This is a genomic window from Actinomyces sp. B33, from assembly GCF_028437565.1.
Lineage (GTDB): Bacteria > Actinomycetota > Actinomycetes > Actinomycetales > Actinomycetaceae > Pauljensenia.
Genome location: NZ_JAMRYR010000004.1, coordinates 1 through 18,334, shown reverse-complemented (window position 1 = coordinate 18,334; position 18,334 = coordinate 1). Strand labels below are relative to the sequence as shown.

Annotated in this window: 9 protein-coding genes and 1 pseudogene; 4 read left to right on the top strand and 6 right to left on the bottom strand. The window is 72.4% G+C overall.

The features are described from left to right. Nucleotide 1: 1 nt before the first annotated feature. Both M3T53_RS06705 and M3T53_RS06700 read left to right on the top strand, forming a co-directional pair. Nucleotides 2-481, top strand: coding sequence for a YbjN domain-containing protein (locus tag M3T53_RS06705; protein WP_272433730.1), 480 nt, complete (start codon nucleotides 2-4; stop codon nucleotides 479-481). Continuing rightward, a complete protein-coding gene (locus M3T53_RS06700) occupies nucleotides 478-3,237 on the top strand; it encodes a DEAD/DEAH box helicase (protein ID WP_442866936.1) in 2,760 nt (919 codons plus the stop codon). Before M3T53_RS06705 ends, M3T53_RS06700 begins: the two co-directional genes overlap by 4 nt. A gap of 228 nt (nucleotides 3,238-3,465) precedes the next feature. Here the strand turns inward: M3T53_RS06700 and M3T53_RS06695 are convergent, their stop codons facing one another. From M3T53_RS06695 to M3T53_RS06685, 3 genes are all read right to left on the bottom strand, one after another. After that, the gene (locus tag M3T53_RS06695; RefSeq protein WP_272433729.1) at nucleotides 3,466-4,425 is read right to left on the bottom strand and encodes an HAD hydrolase family protein; all 960 of its coding nucleotides are present in this window, start codon (nucleotides 4,423-4,425) and stop codon (nucleotides 3,466-3,468) included. 30 nt (nucleotides 4,426-4,455) lie between these two features. Further along, on the bottom strand, nucleotides 4,456-5,730 hold the full coding sequence (serS, locus tag M3T53_RS06690; RefSeq protein WP_272433728.1) for a serine--tRNA ligase: 1,275 nt from the start codon (nucleotides 5,728-5,730) through the stop codon (nucleotides 4,456-4,458). A gap of 524 nt (nucleotides 5,731-6,254) precedes the next feature. Then, on the bottom strand, nucleotides 6,255-7,595 hold the full coding sequence (locus M3T53_RS06685; protein ID WP_272433726.1) for a carbohydrate-binding domain-containing protein: 1,341 nt from the start codon (nucleotides 7,593-7,595) through the stop codon (nucleotides 6,255-6,257). A gap of 908 nt (nucleotides 7,596-8,503) precedes the next feature. On the opposite strand from M3T53_RS06685, the gene M3T53_RS06680 reads away from it, so the two are divergent. Then, nucleotides 8,504-9,952 (top strand): diacylglycerol/lipid kinase family protein, encoded by a 1,449-nt coding sequence (locus tag M3T53_RS06680; RefSeq protein ID WP_272433725.1) that lies wholly within the window; start codon nucleotides 8,504-8,506, stop codon nucleotides 9,950-9,952. A 269-nt stretch (nucleotides 9,953-10,221) separates the two neighbouring features. Here M3T53_RS06680 and pheA read toward each other — a convergent pair whose 3' ends face one another. From pheA to M3T53_RS06665, 3 genes and pseudogenes are all read right to left on the bottom strand, one after another. After that, entirely contained in the window at nucleotides 10,222-11,391 is a 1,170-nt protein-coding gene (gene pheA / locus M3T53_RS06675; protein ID WP_272433724.1) for a prephenate dehydratase, read from the bottom strand. Nucleotides 11,392-11,563: 172 nt separating this feature from the next. Further along, nucleotides 11,564-14,236: a DUF6541 family protein gene (locus M3T53_RS06670; protein WP_272433723.1), complete on the bottom strand. Its 2,673-nt coding sequence runs from the start codon at nucleotides 14,234-14,236 to the stop codon at nucleotides 11,564-11,566. A 316-nt stretch (nucleotides 14,237-14,552) separates the two neighbouring features. Continuing rightward, a pseudogene (locus tag M3T53_RS06665) lies at nucleotides 14,553-15,209 on the bottom strand (DedA family protein); the annotation flags it as partial. A 70-nt stretch (nucleotides 15,210-15,279) separates the two neighbouring features. On the opposite strand from M3T53_RS06665, the gene M3T53_RS06660 reads away from it, so the two are divergent. Continuing rightward, nucleotides 15,280-17,922, top strand: a complete 2,643-nt coding sequence (locus M3T53_RS06660) for a lysylphosphatidylglycerol synthase transmembrane domain-containing protein (RefSeq protein ID WP_272433721.1) — start codon at nucleotides 15,280-15,282, stop codon at nucleotides 17,920-17,922. The last annotated feature ends 412 nt before the right edge of the window (nucleotides 17,923-18,334 follow it).

Genomic DNA, 18,334 nt, shown 5'->3' with positions numbered 1-18,334 from the left:
CATGACCGGCCCGTTCGCCGTCCCCTCCGACGACGCCACCCCCTACCCCGCCGACTTCGACCGCGTCGTCGCCCGCGTCCACGACATGGGCTACGACCTCGACATCCTGGAGAAGGGCCGGGCCGCCGGCGCCGTCTTCGACCGCGTCCCCTTCCTCCTGAGCTTCGACGCCTCGGGCCGGTTCCTGTCGATCCGCGCGATGTGGGAGACCGAGCTGGCCGGCGAGCAGGCCGGGCGGTGCCTCTTCGCCGCAGCGGACAACTGGAACCGCGAGAAGTACTTCCCGACCGTCTACACGATGCCCGGCGAATCCGGCGCCGTCCAGGTGTGCGCGGACTTCGTGCTCGACACCTCCGCCGGCGTCTCCAACGACCAGTTGGAGGACGCCGTCTCGGCCGGCATCTCGACGGGCATCAGCGCCATCGACTACATGAAGGAGGCCGCCGCCCACGCGCTCGGGCGCGCCTCCGACTCCCAGTGACCCCCTCCGAGGACGCCGGGACCCCGGAGCCGCCCGCGACGGGCGCCCTCGTCGACCTCCTCACGTCGATGAGCGCGGGCGACGACCGACTCGTCCACATGCACGAGATCCCCGCGCGCCCCGCTCACCCCGTCCCCTGGCCCGCATGGGTCGCCCCCGACGTCGTCGACGCCTGGGCCGCCCGAGGCGCCGTCCGCCCCTGGTCCCACCAGGCCCAGGCCCTCGACCGGATCGCCGAGGGCCGCGACGTCGTCCTCGCCACGGGGACGGGCTCGGGCAAGTCCCTCGTCGCCTGGACGCCGATCCTGTCCGACCTGGCGCGCGCCTCGTCGTCCGCGCGGATCTCCGACGTCCACCGGCGCCCCGCCTGCCTGTACATGGCCCCGACGAAGGCCCTCGCCGCCGACCAGCTCGCCGGCCTCGAGCGCCTGATCGCAGGAGCGCCCGACGGGCCGCTGCGGGCCGTGCGCACGGCCGCCGCCGACGGGGACGCCGCCCGCGAGGTCAAGGAGTGGGCGCGGGGCAACGCCGACATCATCCTGACGAACCCCGACTTCCTCCACCACGTCATGCTGCCCTCCCACGAGCGCTGGACCCGGCTGCTCGCCTCCCTGCGCTACATCGTCATCGACGAGCTCCACCACTGGCGGGGGGTCACCGGGTCGCACATCGCCCTGGTCGTCCGCCGGCTCCTGCGGATATGCCGCCACCTGGGAGCCGACCCCCTCGTCATCATGCTCTCGGCGACGGTGCGCGACCCGGCGGCCGCGGGGTCGGCGATGATCGGGCGCGAGGCGGTGGCCGTCGACGAGGACGGGTCGCCGTCCGGCGCCCACCACCTCGCCCTGTGGCAGGGCAGGCTCGTCGCCGACGAGTCGGAGGTCGACATCTCGGAGTTCCTGCGCGCCCAGGCGGGCGAGAACGTCGTCCTGGAGGCGCCCGTGCGGCGGCTGTCGGCGCCGACCGAGGCGGCGAACCTGACGGCCGCGTTCGTTCGCGAGGGGGCGCGGCTGTTGACCTTCGTCCGGTCGCGAGCCGGCGCCGAAGCTGTCGCCGCGCAGGTCAGGGATCGTTTGAGCGCGAGGGCGTCCGGGCTGGCGGGCCGGGTCGGCGCGTATCGCGGCGGATACCTGCCCGAGGAGCGCCGGGCGCTGGAGCGGGCGCTGCGCTCGGGGGAGATCATGGCCCTGGCGACGACCTCGGCGCTCGAACTCGGCCTGGACGTGTCCGGGCTGGACGCGACGATCACCGCCGGCTGGCCGGGGACCAGGGCGTCCCTGTTCCAGCAGATCGGCCGGGCGGGCCGTGCGGGGGCGCCGGGGGTGTCGGTGCTCGTCGCCTCCGACGACCCGTTGGACGCCTACCTCGTGCGCCATCCCGAGGAGGTCCTCGGGGCCGTGGAGGCGGCGGTCATCGACCCGCAGAACCCCTGGGTCCTCGCGCCGCACCTGTGCGCTGCGGCCGCGGAGCTGCCCCTGCGCGACGCGGACGCGGCCCGGGCCGCCGGCCCGCGGGCCTTCGACGACTCGGAGTACTTCGGGGAGTCGATGGGGGCTCTCGCCGACGCCCTCGTCGCCGAGGGGTACATGCGGCGTCGCCCCGGGGGCTGGTACTGGGACGCGACGCGCGAGGAGCGGGCATCGGATCTGACGGACCTGCGCGGCGGCGCCGGGGACGTGCAGATCGTCGACGCGCGCACGGGCGCGGTCATCGGGACGGTGGACGAGGCCTCCGCCGACGCGCAGGTGTTCCCCGATGCCGTGTACCTCCATCAGGGGCGGACCTTCCACGTCCTGTCCCTGTCGTCGATGATGGACCCCGCCGACGGATCGGAGTCGCCAGGCCGAGCGCCGGGCGCCGCCGCGGCCCCGGATGGGGCGGCCCCGCGCGGGGCCGCCCCATGTGGTGCGCCGTCGACAGGAGTCGGACGATCGGGCGGGGACGGGTCCGGGGCGCGGGTCGGATCGGGTGGGGTGGGCGTCGGCGGCGCGCCGCCGACGATCCCCTGGTGGAGTCGCCAGGACTCCGGGCGCGACCGGCGCGCCGTCGGCCCCTCCCTGATCCCCGCGCGCGATCGGGCCGGAGAACGCCAGCGGGTCGCGGTCGTCGAGGAGGTCCGCACTCCTTTGCGCACGCGCGCCAAGCAGCACGTGTCGGTCACGATCCGCGGCGTCGAGGAGCGCTGGGAATCGCCCGATGGGGCGGTCTCCTGGGGGTTCGGCCCGGTGGGCGTGTCGACGAAGGTGACGGATTTCGACCTGTTGCGCCTGCCGGGATTGGAGTTCATCCGCAATCAGGAGCTGCGTCTGCCCACACGGACCCTGGAGACGAAGGCCGCATGGGTCGAATTGGGGCCCGCGGCTCGGGCGCTGATGGGCCTGGCGGAGGCGGATCTGCCGGGCGCCCTCCACGGCGCCGAGCATGCGATGATCGCGATGCTGCCGCTGCTGGCCACCTGCGATCGGTGGGATTTGGGCGGCTTGTCGACGGCGGAGCACGAGGACACGGGCCGTCCCACCGTGTTCGTCCACGACGCGTTCCGCGGCGGCGCGGGCCATGCGCAGGAGGGGTTCGCCCGGGCGCGCGAGTGGGTCGCCCGCACGTTGGAGGCCGTCGAGCAGTGCCCGTGCGAGGACGGGTGCCCACGGTGCATCCAGTCCCCCAAGTGCGGCAACGGCAACGAGCCGTTGTCGAAGGAGGGGGCGATCGTCGTCCTGCGCTGCGTCGTCGACCGCTCGCCCAACGCCCGCGGCTGACCGCCGGCCCCCTCCTCACACAGGGCGCCCACGACCGACCACCGACCCCGATCCCAAGCCTCACGCGGGACACCCACAGCCGACCCCCGACCGCCGGCCCACATCCCCACGCCGGGCGTCGGCCGCTTGCTCATCGCCCACCAGAACACCGGACTCGCACGACCGACCGCAGACCGCCGCCTCCCGTCCTCACGCGGGATGCTCGCGACCGGCCGTCAGCCCCTCCGCCTACGGGAGGGCGCCCCCGCAATGGTCGAGGACCGCTCGGATCACCGCCGCCGCGCCCTCGTTCTCCACCGCGCCCGTCACCAGGTCCGCGCACGCCTTGATATCGGCAGACGCCGACCCCATCGCGACGCCGAGCGCCGCCCACCGGATCATCGACACGTCGTTGGTCCCGTCCCCGATCGCCACCGTCCCCTCGCGGGGCACGCCCAGCCTGGCCGCCAGGGCCTCCAGGCCGGACGCCTTCGTCACCCCCAGCGGCAGCAGGTCCGCCCACGACGTCCACCCCACCGAGCACTCCCACCGGTCCGGGACCCCCAGGCGCACGAGCACGTCCTCGAACTGCGAGCGGGTCATCTCCGGCGCCCGGACGACGAGCTTGATCGCCGGAACCCCCCGCAGATCCTCGACGGGGACGACCCGATGCTCCTCGATGAGCTCGCCGGCGGGGAAGTCCCCCGACAGGAGGAAGTCGCCCGGGGCCTCGACGCCGACGAGGGCGCCGGGGATCTGCTCGAGAACGAGGTCGATGAGGCCCGAGGCGTCGAAGGTCAACGGGTCGAGCGCCCGGGCCCCGCCCTCGTGGATCTGGGAGAAGTGGGCGGTGATCGCCCCGTTCGAGCACACCGCCCACGCGTCCGGGCCGCCGAGCTGGTCGAGGACGGGGCCGGTGGCCTCCAACGACCTGCCCGTGGCGATGACGACGTGGATCCCCGCGTCGGTCGCGTCGGCCAGGACGGCGCGGACCCGGTCCGACACCCCCTCGAGCGTCATCACCGTTCCGTCGAGATCGAGGGCGACGAGGACGCGGGCGGGATCGGTCGGGAAGCCCGGGGGCAGGGCGGCGCGGGCCGCGTCGACGAGGACGGGGAAGTCGATCGGTGGCTCGCCCGACAGGGGCGGGGACACCATGTTGCGGATGATCGGCTCGTCGGCCAGCAACGGGTCGATGTCGAGCATCATCCCTCCTCTTCGCGCGTCGTCGTCGGGCCGTCAGCCGACGGGCTCGAGCACCTCCAGGCCGCCCATGTAGGGGCGCATCGCCTCGGGGACGCGCACGGACCCGTCGGCGAGCTGGTGGTTCTCCAGGATCGCGACGAGCCACCGGGTCGTCGCGAGCGTCCCGTTGAGGGTGGCGACGGGATGCGTCTGGCCGTCGCGGCGCTCGCGGATCCCCAGGCGCCGGGCCTGGAAGGTCGTGCAGTTCGAGGTCGAGGTGACCTCCATCCACCGCTCCTGGGTGGGCAGCCACGCCTCGCAGTCGAACTTGCGGGCGGCCGAAGTGCCGAGGTCCCCGGCGGCGGTGTCGATGACCCGGTAGGGCAGCTCGACCTTGGCGAGCATCGCCTCCTCCCAGGCGAGGAGGCGCTCGTGCTCCTCGGCGGCGTCCTCGGGACGGCAGTAGGAGAACATCTCGGCCTTGGTGAACTGGTGGACGCGGATGATGCCGCGCGTGTCCTTCCCGGCGGACCCGGCCTCGCGCCGGTAGCACGTCGACCAGCCGAGATAGCGCTTAGGGCCGGCGGACAGGTCGAGGATCTCGTCGGCGTGGTAGCCGGCGAGCGCCACCTCGGAGGTGCCCGTCAGGTAGAGGTCGTCGGCGGGCAGGTAGTAGATCTCGTCGGAGTGCTCGTTGAGGAAGCCCGTGCCGCCCATGACGGCGGGGGTGACGAGGGTCGGCGTCATCATCGGGGTGAAGCCCGCGTCGATGGCCTGGTCGAGGGCCATCATCATCAGGGCCAGCTCGAGGCGGGCGCCGACGCCTTTGAGGTAGTAGAAGCGGGCGCCCGAGACCTTGGCGCCGCGCTTGGTATCGATGGCGTCGAGGCCCTCGCCGAGGGCGAGGTGGTCGGCGGGCTCGAAGCCCTCGGCCGCGAAGTCGCGGGGGTCGCCGCCCTCGTGGCGCAGGACGACGTAATCGTCCTCCCCGCCGGTGGGGGTTCCGTCGACGATGAGGTTGGGCAGGAGGCGGGCGAGGCGGTCGGCCTGCGCATCGGCCTCGTTCGCGCGGGCCTCGGCGGACTTGACCTGCTCGGCGAGGTCCTTCGCCCTGGCCAGGACGGCGGGCCGGTCCTCGGCGGACGCCCTGCCGACGGACTTCGAGACCTCTTTCTGCGAGGCCCGCAGCGCCTCGAACTCCTGGAGGGCCGAGCGGCGCAGGGCGTCGGCCTCGAGGATGCGGTCGACGAGGCCGACATCGGCCCCGCGGGCGCGCTGGGAGGCGCGAGCGGGTTCGGGGTTGTCACGCAGGGCACGCACATCAATCATGCGGTCATCCTATGCCAGGGCGCCCGCATCTCCGTCCGCCCGGTCCTGTCGACCCGCTCCCCTCCCCCGGGCGACGACCCGCCCGCGCACGCACGAGCCTCGTGCAGCTGTCATGCCGCACCGCCTCGAGCAGACGGATCCGCCCGCGCACGCGCGAGCCTCGTTGGCGGTTGTAGGTTCGGTTGGAGATGCCGGGCATGATGTCAATCCACTCCACTCGCGCCCGCGCAGACCTGATGACGATCTGGGCCTGCTGCATCGCGGTGGTCGCTGATCCGCCCGCGCACGCGCGGACCTGATGCTGCGATGACGCGGACGAATTCGTCCGGGGGGATCCGCACGCGCACGCGCGAGCCTGATCCGACGACGAGGCAAGGCGAAGAGTCCTGCGGAGGTCCAGTCGGAGCGCGACTCCCTCCCCCGCCCCGGGGCTGCGGCGCCTGGGATCCCGCCAGCATCGACGCCTGGAACGCCCTCCCCGCCCTCGGGACTGAGACCCCGTCGGCGGCCCGCCGAGCGCCTCGTCACCGGGGGGCCGGAGCCCCGGGCCCGCCGGACATCCCCCCGACCGGGGCGGCCCCGCCCATGCCCGGGCCCATCCGAGCCGCCAACTCATCGACCGACGAGACCTCGACCCCGTTGGCGACGACCGATCCCCCCGTCCACGTCACTCCCGCATTCGCGTCGACGACCTCGCCCTCGCCGGCCAACCCGGCGTCGATCGTCACCGTCCCGCCCGAGATCACCACCGACCCATTCGAGTCGAGCCCGTCGGAGCCGGCGCTCAGCACAACGACTCCCCCGCTCAGGGTGAGCACCGAGCCGTCGTCGGCCTCGGGATCGGCCGAGTCCTCGTACCCCGATGCGTTGATCCCGTCGTCGGAGGCCGTGATCGTCACGGTCCCGCCCGACACGGTCGGGGCCGACGACTCGATGCCCTCGGAGGATTCGGTGACGGTCACGGTCCCCCCGCAGATCTCCAGGCCCTGGACGGCGTTGATGCCCTGGTCCCCTGCCGCGATCGTCACGTCGCCGCCGCCGATGAGCATCCATCCGCGCTCGGCGTCGGTGGTGTTGTCGGTCTTGAGCCCGTCGTCGCCGGCGTCGACGGAGATCGAGGCGTCGTGGACGACGAGGTAGTCCTTGCCGCGAATGGCGTCGTCGACGGCGACGGCATCAATGGAGCCGGAGACGATGACGAGGCCGTCGGAGGAGTTGATCGCGTCATTCGTGTTGCCGGTGACGCTCAGGCGCCCCTCGCCGGACAGCGTCAGGTCGGAGGCGGAGGCGAGAGCGGCGACGGGGGTGGAGTCGTCGGCGATCTCGTACCCGGACCCGTCGGCGAGCGAGCTCTCGGTGCCCGCCGGGGTGTGGATGATGACCTCGTCGGCGCTCGTCACGGCGATCGCGGGCCCGGTCGAGTTGCTGATCGAGGCGCCGTCGAGGATCAGCGTGACGGCCTCGTCGTCGGGGGCGGCGACGACGAGGGAGCCGTCGGTCAGGGCTCCGCTGATCCGGTAGACGCCGCCGGCGGTGATGGTGATGGTGTCGCCGGAGATCCGCGCGTCAGCGCTCGTGCTGGTCGAGGCGCCGTCGGCCAGGACGATCTCCTGCTCGTCGGCGGCGTCCCATTCGAGGTCGTCGGCGTCGAAGTGGGTGTCGTAGGAGGCCAGAGGGGTCGTCCCGGCGATCGCGTACGAGGCCGGGGCCGCGGTCGCGGCGCTCTCCTGGTCGGCCGTCGCCTCGGCGGTCGTCGAGGGGGCGGAGGCGGGAGCAGCGGCGTCGGGGGAGGCGCAGCCGGACAGGGCGAGGGCGGCGACGGCCGCGGTGGCGCCGATCCTGGCGGCGAGGGAGCGGGTGGTCATGGTGTCTCCTGCTGGTCGGGGGGAGGCGTTTCCTCCCGGTGGCCTCATGGCACCGGGCGAACTTGTGGATCGGCTGTGCCCGCACTGATGGGAGGCTCTGGGAGCGACGGCGGAAGGATCGGCTTCTCCCGAGCACCCCTGGGAGGGCAGGCCGGCTTCTTCGCCGTTGTGTGAAAGCCGCCTAATCCCGGCCAGCCCTGGGTGGGTGGTGGGAGGGCAGGGGCGCGCGCCGCTGTTCCGACTTCGGATCGTTCGAGGGCATCGGAGCGCTCGGCGCCCCTGCCATCCCGGCTTCGGCGGTCGGGATCCTCTCGGCCTCGGCGGGATGCGGAAGGGACGTGCGACTTCCCGTCACAGCGCCTCGGTGGGCGCCGGCTCCGTGTGGGCGGCCCTCGGTGCGACGCATCTCAGCGCCGTGCTCCTCGACTCGCCCCTCTCGGCGGCGCGCTCCTCAGTTCGCCCCGTCCCGGCACCTTACTCCCCAGTTCCTCCCCGTCCGAACACCTCCCCCCTCGTCCCGGCCCGCCCCAGCAGCCTCCTCCTTAGCCCAGCGCATCACGGCACCGCTCTTCTCAACTCATCGCATCCCAATACCCCTTACCCAAGCCGCCCCAACACTCTCCTCTGCATCCCAGCACCACTCTCCCTGCCCGACCCTCATCCCAGCACCCTCCTCATTAGCCCACCGCATCCCAACACCACTCTCCTCAACCCACCCCTTCCCAACACTCTCCTCTGCATCCCAGCACCACTCTCCCTGCCCGACCCTCATCCCAGCACCACTCTCCTCAGCCCACCCCGTTCCGATACCCCTTTCCTCCACAGGCCCGGAGCCTTACGCTCTCGATTCTTTCCACAGCCCCGATGGAGGACGCGCCCTCGAGTGCGGCCCCGACTACGCTGGGGTCATGGTCCTCACCGCCGCGATCTGGCTCTGCGTCGTCCTCGTCCTCTCCTTCGGCGCGCGCTTCGCCTCGCGCACTCTGCTCGCCGCCGATCGGCGCGCACAGCGCCACCGCGACGCCCTCCTCGTCCCAGCCCCGGCCGACGACCCTCAGCGCGGCAGGCCCCGCCCATGGGTCATCGTCAATCCGACGAAGCACGACGACCTCGACTCATTCAAGCGCGACGTCAACGAGGCCGCCGCGCAGTGCGGCGTCCCCCATGTCCACTGGATCGAGACCACCGCCGAGGACCCCGGAACGGGCCAGGCCGTTCGCGCAGTCGCCCTGGGGGCCTCCGTCGTGTTCGCCTCGGGCGGGGACGGGACCGTCCGAGCCGTCGCCGCCGGTCTGGCGGGGACCGGGGTGCGCATGGGGATCCTGCCGGCCGGTACGGGCAATCTCCTCGCCCGCAACCTCGGGTTGCCGATCGACGACGTCGGCGACGCCGTGCGCATCGGGCTCGGAGATTCCCACCGCGGGCTCGACCTCGGGTGGCTGCGCGTCGATCAGGTCGATGAGCCCTCGACGATCCCGGCCGAGGGGGAGCTCCTGCGATCGGCCTACACGAGCGCGCGCACCGAGGACGGGCGCAGGCTCGCCCTTCCCGGGGATCTGCCGGCGACGGACGAGTACGCCTACGTCGTCATCGGCGGCCTCGGCTTCGACGGGGAGACCATGGCGGCGACGGACTCCGATTTGAAGAAGCGCGTCGGATGGATCGCCTACGTCATCGCCGGTCTGACCTCGATAGCCGTCAAGCCGATTCGGGCCCGCCTCACCCTGCGCAGCCCGAGGGCCGAGTCCTCCGGGGACGACGGCCCCGTTCTGCGGGGGGAGGCGACCACGTCGCGCCTGCCCTCCGACCAGGGGGGCGGATCGCGGAGCGCTCTCGCGACACCGGGCCCAGAGGAACACACCGATCCGGCTGATGCCCCGACCTCATCCGATTGCCAGAGTGTTGACTCTCCGGTCGCTCGTCGGGCCGAGGGCGGGTCCGACGCGGTCGAGGGTGACGCCGGCGCGGATCGCACTCCCGATGAGGTGACGACGGAATCGGTGAAAACCGTGATGTTCGCGATGTGCGGCGAACTTCCGTACATCACGCTGGCCCCGCAGGCGCGCCTGGACGACGGGCTCCTCGACGTCATCGCCGTCGACACTCAGGCCGGGCTCCTCGGGTGGGCGGACCTCTCGTGGAAGATCCTCGGCCAGGGCCTGGGGCTCACGGCGACGAATCTGCCGGTGTCGACGGGCCGGATCGCCTTCCGCCAGGCGGAGGGGGCTTCGGTGACCTGCGAGGATCCGCAAGTCGTTCAAGTCGACGGGGACGCCATCGGCACCGCCCGGACCGTCCATGCCCGTGTCCAGCGGCTCGCTCTCGACATCGCGGTTCCCGAAACGCCGCGGAGCTGACCCGTCCTCGTCCTCCCTCTGGCGAGTTCAGGCCCCCGCCTCCGCCTCACCTCTCGACCGGCGAATTCACAATCCCCCATCCCACCGCGCCTCACCACTGGCGAATTCAAGAACCCGCCCAACCCCACGACACCACTGGCAAATCGAAGAACCCCCCAGGCCCACCACGCCTCGCCTCGTCTCTAGCAAGACCACCATCCCACCACCGCCCCGCCGCCACCGCGCCGCGCTGGACTGAGCGGCTCAGCCGAGACCCGGGCTCCCACCCCTCACCGCAGCGGCCAGCCGGGCGCCTCGCCCGCGGGGACGGAGGCCCCGTCCCCGCCGCGGAGGATCCCCGCGACCCACGCCCTCCCTCGTTGGAAGTCCTCATCGCGGGTCCCGCGCAGGACCGTCGCCTCCACCCCGTCGACCCGCGGATACGAGCCCATGAACCTCACCTCCGGCGAGTACCGGTGGAGTCCGACGAGCGATGCTTGAACGCGCTCCTCCGCGATGTGCCCGACGATGTCGATGCTGAAGGTGTAATCCCCCAGGCCGTCTCCGCTGGGGCGCGACTCGATACGCGACAGGTCGACGCCCCTCACGGCGAATTGCTCGAGCAGGGTGAGCAGGGCGCCGGACTCGTTGACGGGCAGGGCGACTTGGATCGTCGTCTTATCGGCCCCGGTGGGCTCGGGGATCTCTCCGGGCCGGGAGACCAGAACGAATCGGGTGACCGCCCCGGGAGTGTCCGCGACGTCGCTGTGGAGGGCGTCAAGCCCATAGGCCGCGACCGACATCGCGTTGCACAGGACAGCGTCGAACGGGGCGTCGCCCGCGGCGAGGAGTTCGGCGGCGGCCGCGGTCGAAGTCGTCGGCACGTGGATCGCGCCGGGGAAGGTGGCCTCGGCCCAGGTCCTGCACTGGGCCCATGCGTGCGGGTGGGTGCCGATGCGGCCGATGGCGTCGGCGGTCGTGCCGGGTCGGACGGCCAGTTGGAAGACGACGTCGACGACCATTTCGGCGACGATGACGAGGGGCTCGCCGTGGGAGAGGGAGTCGAGAGTGGCGTTGACCCCTCCTTCGATCGAGTTCTCGATGGGGACGACGGCCCTGTCCGCCTGGCCTCGACGCACGGCTGCGAGGGCCTGCGGGGCGGAGGTCATCGGCAGGAGCTCGGCGCCGACCGGGGCGACTTGGCGGACGGCCTGCTCGGTGAAGGTCCCGAAGGGGCCGAGGAAGGCGATGCGCTGGGGCCGGTCATCTGTTCGGCCGGTGGAGCCGAAGCCCGGAACGTCGGGGACAGGTCCGGGAGCCCGGTCGACGGATGTCTGCTGGGCGGCTGCGGCTTCCCGGCCGGGAGCATTCGAGGCGGCTACGGATGGCTGGTCCGCGGCCGCGGGGGCCCGATCCTCGGACATGGAGTGGGCGAGCGGGTCAGCGGGTGCGGATTCCATGCGTCTCAGGGTAACGAGGCTCGGACGGCGGGGCCGCGCACGTCCGCGAGCTGCCCATCGTCCTCGTCCCCGCTTCCCCCTCGCATTTCCCACGAAAACGAAAAAAGGGAGGCTTTTTTGCGGGGAAATGTTCGTTTTCGGGGGAAAAGGCGGGGGCGGGGACGGACGAGCATCACCTGCCGCCGACGGCGGCCTCACGAGCCCCGCCGGGGGCAACCTCACCGCACGCGGTGATCTTGTAGAGGACGGCCGTCCCCCCTGCATCGACCTGCTCGAAGCCGCTGGACGTATCGACGCCGTACAGGCCAGGCGAGCGCGAGGATCGTGAGAAGTTGTAGTACATCCCGTCCTCCTCGGCGTAGAAATGGGTGATGCCGAGATCCCGGACGACCTCGCATACGCGCGGATTCGTGTGGATCTCGTTGAAGTGATCGGCGAGGAGGCTCTGGGACTCCTCATCGGCGTTCGCCATGGTCAACTGCGGGAAGACCGCCTCACGGTCGGAGATCGTCTCGATGTAGGCGGCCCCCGCGATCGGATCGCCGAGCACGAGGGCATCGCCGGGCAGGATCAGGCGGGCCCGGCGCAGCATCGCCAGCTCGCCGGTCGTCGCCATCCCCGGCTTGCCCAGGTCATCCGAGTCGTAGACGTAAGCGGCGGCGCGGACGCGAGCGTCGAAGGCCCCGAAACCCGAAAGGGCCAGGAGGAGGGCCCCGAGGCCCACGACGAGCCTCAGGTCGGCGCCCGGACGGCCAGCGCCCGGACGGCCGCCGACCGGACGGCGGGCCCCAGGATGCAAAGGACCCGCCGCACCACGGATAGCGCTCACGAGGGAGGAGAACCCGATCGCCATGATCGGGACCATGGCGAGCCCATGCGCCCCCATGATCCTCCGGGCGTCCATGTACCAGGGCGCCAGGAGGAAGGTCCTCACCGGCGAATTCGGCGCGTACGCCAGAAGAGTGAGCAGCGCGAAGCAGACGAGCGAGACGAGGGGCCAGCGCACACCAGGGGAACCGGCACGGGCGGCGACCCGGATTCCAGCCGCACCCGTGAACGAGACCGCAAATGGATCTCCCCTCATTCCAGCGGAGGAATCCGGCGCTGAAACGCCCGGCCCGGCCTCCTCGACCCCACGCCTTTCCGGAAGCGGCACTCGGTTCTGGGCGTCAACGGGCGCGCACACGACGGCACCGGACGCCGGACCCGGCGCCCGAGGCCCACTCGGACCCGATCCCGCAGCGATCGGATCCTCCCCCTCCGCGTTCGTCCCCGGAAGCGCCTTATCCGAGACGGCGTCCCCTCCGAGGGCGCCGGTCCCGCCCGGTGCCCCGGACCCCAGCGGGTCGACGCCCGAGCCGGCCGACAGGGGGCGGCCCCTATCGGCCTCCGAAGGAGAACCCCCCGAAACGGCGCCCGCGTCTCGCCCAACCCCGGTCATGCGCTCCGGCACTCCATCGGAGGCGCCCTGCTCCGCCCCCCCACCGGCGACGACCGGCCCCTCTCCGACAGCCGCGACCGGCGCTCCGGCCCGCCACCATCCGACGAGCGCCCGACCCGCCCCCAGGACGGCCCCGACGCCGACGACGAGAAGCACCCCCTGGACGAGGACGAGGAGGCGCAGCCCCGGTGTCTGCGAGAACGGGGGGACCGGCATGAGTGCATGCGACAGCGCCGTGCCCCACCCGATCCCCGACCTCGGGTAGTCGCCCATCGCCCGGATCTTCTCCGTCGTCAACAGCCCCAAGGGCACGACGACGACCATCGCCCCGACCGCGGCCCACGCCACGGCCTCGACGACCCGTCGACCCGCGACGGCCCGGCCCGCCAGGCGCACGAGCGCCGACAGGAGACCCGGAGCCAGGAGCACCACCAGGGTGAACGCCGCGCTCGGGTGCGCCCCCACCGCGCCCAGGGCGCCGACCGCGAGGAACACCCCCGCCGGGGCCTGCCGCAGGACCGCGCGCACCGCCCCCGCCTCGTCGACCCCCTCGCTGACGCGCCGCCCGACGACGACCGCAGCCGCCGCCAGGCCCGGGACGAGCGCCAGCCCCATCGCATGAGGCCACTGGTTGTACATCGTCAGAGCGTCCGCCGGCATACTCGGAAGAGCGCCCGCCAGAACCGGGGCGGCCAGGACGGCCGGCCGCGAGTCGGTGACGACGGAGACGAACGCCGTCGCCCCGACCACCCACACGGCCATGAGGACCAGAGACGACACGTTGGAGGCCTGGATGATCGTCCGCGACTCGACGAAGATCGCGACGAAGGCGTGCCACGCCGTCGGATAGAAGACCTCGCGGCCCCCGTACAGGGCGGACAGCCCCCCGAAGGGACTCGCGTTCCCGCCCTGGAGGATCGCGCGCACCCCGTTGAGGTGGAAGGTCGAATCCCACTGTTGAACGGGGTCGCGCGGGTCGGCGGTCAGGATCATCGGGGCGGCGGCGACGGCGAACCCGACGAGGACGGCGGCCGCCGTCGCGGCCCGCGAGCGCCGGGCCTCCGATGAGGGGCGGAGGGTCGGCTCGAGGACGGCGGCGTACCGGCCGGGGCGGGGCATGACCCCGTCGTTGACTCGGCGCGCGTGGCCGAGGAAGAGGATGACGGCCCCGATGAGGGCCGACAGCCCGAGGACGGGGAGGACGGCGGAGGGCTCCCAGTCGCCGCCCAATCCCGGCAGGAGGACCGACAGGGCGGTGAGGAGCCCCGCGCAGAACGCGGGGGCGGCCGCGAGGCCGACGAGGACCGGGCGGGGACCGGCCCTCAGCCAGAAGCAGCCGGGGAGGACCAGGGCGACCATCATCGCGACGAAGGTCGGAATCAGGGTCCACCACTGCCCGATCATCGCGGGGTCACTCCTCGGCGGGCTCGGAGGCGGCGGGGGAGGTGTCGGGGGAGCCGTCCGAGGCGCCCGCGGCCGCGGGACGCTTCTCGCCGACGGAGCCAACGGCGAGGTCCTCCTCCTGGGTGGGGCTGCTGGCCGGCTCCTCCTCGCGGCCCCGGCTGGACGCGAGCCCCTCCTCGCGGGCGGGGCCGACGCCGGGTCCCGCGGGGGCGGCGACGTGGACGGGGCGGTCGACGGGGGCCGCGCCCGCCGGGACGAGGCCGGCTTCGGCCGCCGGCGCGCCGGCGGCCGAAGCATCGGGGACGAGCGCCGGATCGTCCCCCGAGGGGCGGCGCGAGGCGACGACCTGGACGATCATCGGCAGGAGGGAGACGCCGACGATCGCGATGATGATGAGGGAGAGGTTGTCGTGGACGAAGGGGACGCCTCCCAGCGCCGACCCGAGCCACGTGATCCCCGCCCCCCACAGGAGGGCGCCGAGGGAGTTGAAGGCGAGGAACTTCGGGTACGGGTAGCCGGCGATGCCGGCGGCCAGGGGGATGAAGGTGCGCACGAAGGGGATGAACCGTCCGATGACCAGGGAGCGGCCGCCGTAGTCGGCGAAGTAGCGCTCGGCCTTGTCGAGGTGCTCGGTCTTGAGGAACCGGGCGTTGGGCGTGAACAGGCGGCGGCCGAATCGGGCGCCCAACCAGTAGCCGATCTGGGCGCCGATGAAGGCGGCGACGAACACGAGGCCGATGAGGGTCGGCAGGTGGAGGCCGAGGCGGTCGTGGAGGAGGCCCGCGGCGAACAGGAGCGAGTCGCCGGGCAGGACGGGGAAGAGGACCCCGGACTCGACGAGGACGATCGCGAGAGTGCCCCACAGGACCCACGAGCCCATGGCGAGCAGCAGCGACTCGGGGTCCTTGAACCATCCGATGAAGGTCTCCAAGGCCGAGGGGTCGGCGGTCGCGAGCAGCGTCGGCCAGATCATGCGGTGTCCTCTCGATGGGGGCGTGTCGCCTCCACCCTAACCGGGAACGCCGGGCGTCTAGGATTGGGGCATGGAGATCCGCGGCACCCTCGATGAGGCCGGGGGCCGCGGGCCCGACGCCTCACCCGACGCGCCGCCCCCCTCGGACCCAGTCGGCGACGGCCCGGACGGACCCCCGCTCGCCCCCGCCCGCACCTCGTCCCCACGACCCCGAGCCCCCCGACTCCCCAGCCCCGTCCACTTCGCCGACCGGATCTCCCCGCGCACGAGGCGCCGCGCCGACCTCGTCGACATCGCCCTCGCCCTCCTGGGGATCGCCGCCGTGTGGGCCGTCGGCGTGTTCGCGAACGCGACGACCCAGGGCATCACTGAGGACGTCCTGCGGTTCCAGGTGATCCGCGAGGTCCTCCTCCTGCCCGTCACCGTCATCGAGGGCGTCGTCGTCCTCGTCGCCCCCATCGGCATCGTCACCGCCCTGGCCCTGCGCCGGCGCCTGACGACGATCATCCACGCGGTCTGCGCCGCCCTCGCGGCCGCGCTCGCCGGCTGGGGGATCACGTGGGCCGTGTCCCTCCTGCCGGAGCCGATGACCGCCCCGCTGCGCGTGGCCACGGCCGTCGTCGGGCAGTCGTCGACGACGGACACGGCGATCGGCATCAATCTCGTCGTCGTCACCCTGTGCGCGCTGTTCACCGTCGCCGGCGAGGCCCATTCGATGAGGACCGTCCGCTGGTCGTGGACGGGCCTGTGGGTGATCCTCTTCCTGGGGGTCCTGCGCTCGTCGATGACGCTGCCGGGGGCGGTGATCTCCGTCCTCATCGGCCGGTTCTTCGGGTCGGCGGCCCGGTGGGCGTTCGGCTTCGAGGACCGGCGGGCGACCGGCGCCGACATCGTCGAGGCGCTCGTGGCGATCGGGATCGTCCCGTCCCGCATCGTCCGCGCCGATCTCGACACCGACGAGGAGCCGCTGACGACGTGGGTGGTCGACGAGGACGAGGACGGGCGAGTGCGCCAGCGGATCGGCGACGTGGCGCCCGCCGACTACACGGTGACGCGGAGGAACACCGCCGACTCGGCGCGGCACTACCAGGCGTGGGACGAGTCCGGGCTCGTCATGGAGGTCGTCGTCGACGACCCCGGCCTGGAGTTGGCGGGGACCCTCGTCGAGGTGTGGGACAACATCCGCCTGCGGGGGATCAGCCGGTGGGTCTCGCCGTCCCTCAAGGCGTCGGCCGAGCGGTCGACGCTCACCGCGATGACGGCGCTCGCGGGCGGCGTGCGCACCCCCGAGCCCCTGGGGGTCGCCGAGGCCGGCGGATCGATCCTCACGGTGCGCAGGGCCCTGCCGCCGACGACGCCGCTGCACGGCCTCGACCCGGATCTGGTCACCGAGGGGATGCTGGACGAGGCGTGGTCTCAGCTCGTGGCGGCTCACGCCCGGGGGATCGCTCACCGGGCGCTGTCGGTCGAGTCCGTCGTCGTCGACGAGGACGGGCGCGTGTGGATCGTCGACTGGGAGCGCGGCGAGGTGGCGACGACGGATCTCAACCGTCGGATCGACATCGCTCAGATGCTCACCCTCACGGCGTCGGCGGTGGGGGCGCCGCGGGCGTTGGAGGCGGCTCGCCGGGCGGTCCCGGCCGAGCGCTTGGAGGCGTGCGCGCCGGTCCTCCAGGGACCGGTCCTGCCGGGGTCGGTCAAGCAGGCGATCCGGCGCACGGATCTGCTCACGGAGCTACGCTCGGCGCTCGTCTCGGATCCGGCCGCGGAGTCGGAGCAGGTCGTGGATCTGCGGCGCTTCCAGCCTCGGACGGTCGTCATGGTCGGGGTCCTGGCGTTCGCGCTCGTCGTCGTCCTGGGCTCGTTGAATTTCGAGGACATCATCTCGGCGGTGACGCGGGCCGATCCGGTGTGGATGGGGGCGGCTGCGGCCCTCGCGTGCTTGACGTGGGTCGGCGGGGCGATCCCGTTGATGGCGTTGAGCCCGGAGCGGTTGAGGTTCTGGGATTCGGTGGTGGCCCAGGTGGCGGCGTCGATCATCACGATCGTCGCTCCGGCGGGGGTCGGTCCGGCGGCGCTCAACTTGCGGTACCTGCGCAAGAAGCGGGTGCCGACGGCGGTGGCGGTGACGACGGTGACGCTTCAGCAGATCGCGCAGGGGACGATGACGATCCTCATGTTCTTCCTCGTCCTCCTCGTCACCGGGGGGTCGATCTCGGTGGCCCTGCCGTATGGGACGATCCTCTTGGTCGTCATCGGCATCGCGGTCGTTGTCGGGGTGGTCCTGTCGGTTCCGGGTCTGCGGCGGCGGGTGTGGGCGAAGGCTGCTCCGACGTGGCAGCAGGTGTATCCGAGGCTGTTGTGGGTCGCGGGCCAGCCGCGGCGCCTGGGGATGGTGGTCGCGGGCAATCTCGTGATGACGGTCGGGTTCGTCGGCGCCTTCTGGGCGTCCCTGGTGGCGATGGGCGGGTCGTTGGGGTGGTCGCAGGTGGCGTTGACGTATCTGGCGTCGAATTCGCTCGGGTCGCTGCTGCCGTCGCCCGGGGGTATCGGCCCGGTGGAGGCGGCGCTGACGGGCGGTTTGCAGGTCGCGGGGGTGGGCCTGTCGGTGGGTCTGCCGACGGCGGTCCTCTACCGTCTCGTGACGTTCTACGGGCGGATCCCGGTGGGGTGGTTGGCGATGAAGTACATGGAGCGCAGGGGCTTGATCTGAGGGCGTCGGGGCCGGTGGTCGTCCACCGTGGGCGCTTCGGCGTCGGTGACTCAACGCGTTCGCGGCGTTTCCCTCGAAAACGAAAATCCGGGCCTCATTTTGCGGGGAAATGTTCGTTTTCGGGGGTAATGCGGGGGTCAGACGCTCAGGTGCGAGAGGTGGTGCGAGGGTTGGGGTGAGGAAGGGGGATGAGGCTCAGCGGAGCTGATGCGATCGCCGCCAACTGCTCGGCTCGCGGAGCTGATACGACCGCCGGCAACTACTCGGCTCTACGGTTGAAAGGGGACGAGGGCGCGCACGGGGCTGGTGCCGGATGCATGGGACGGACGAGGCCAATGGGTTCCCACTCGAGAGCACACCCCACGCCCCCAACCACCCACAAGCACACCCCACGCCCCCAACCACCCACAAG

Bases quoted from the DNA above. Each gene is read 5' to 3' on its own strand.
- pheA (WP_272433724.1), bottom strand. From the start codon at position 11,391: ATGGAATCCGCACCCGCTGACCCGCTCGCCCACTCCATGTCCGAGGAT.
- serS (WP_272433728.1), bottom strand. From the start codon at position 5,730: ATGATTGATGTGCGTGCCCTGCGTGACAACCCCGAACCCGCTCGCGCC.
- M3T53_RS06705 (WP_272433730.1), top strand. From the start codon at position 2: ATGACCGGCCCGTTCGCCGTCCCCTCCGACGACGCCACCCCCTACCCC.
- M3T53_RS06660 (WP_272433721.1), top strand. From the start codon at position 15,280: ATGGAGATCCGCGGCACCCTCGATGAGGCCGGGGGCCGCGGGCCCGAC.
- M3T53_RS06670 (WP_272433723.1), bottom strand. From the start codon at position 14,236: ATGATCGGGCAGTGGTGGACCCTGATTCCGACCTTCGTCGCGATGATG.
- M3T53_RS06680 (WP_272433725.1), top strand. From the start codon at position 8,504: ATGGTCCTCACCGCCGCGATCTGGCTCTGCGTCGTCCTCGTCCTCTCC.
- M3T53_RS06685 (WP_272433726.1), bottom strand. From the start codon at position 7,595: ATGACCACCCGCTCCCTCGCCGCCAGGATCGGCGCCACCGCGGCCGTC.
- M3T53_RS06695 (WP_272433729.1), bottom strand. From the start codon at position 4,425: ATGATGCTCGACATCGACCCGTTGCTGGCCGACGAGCCGATCATCCGC.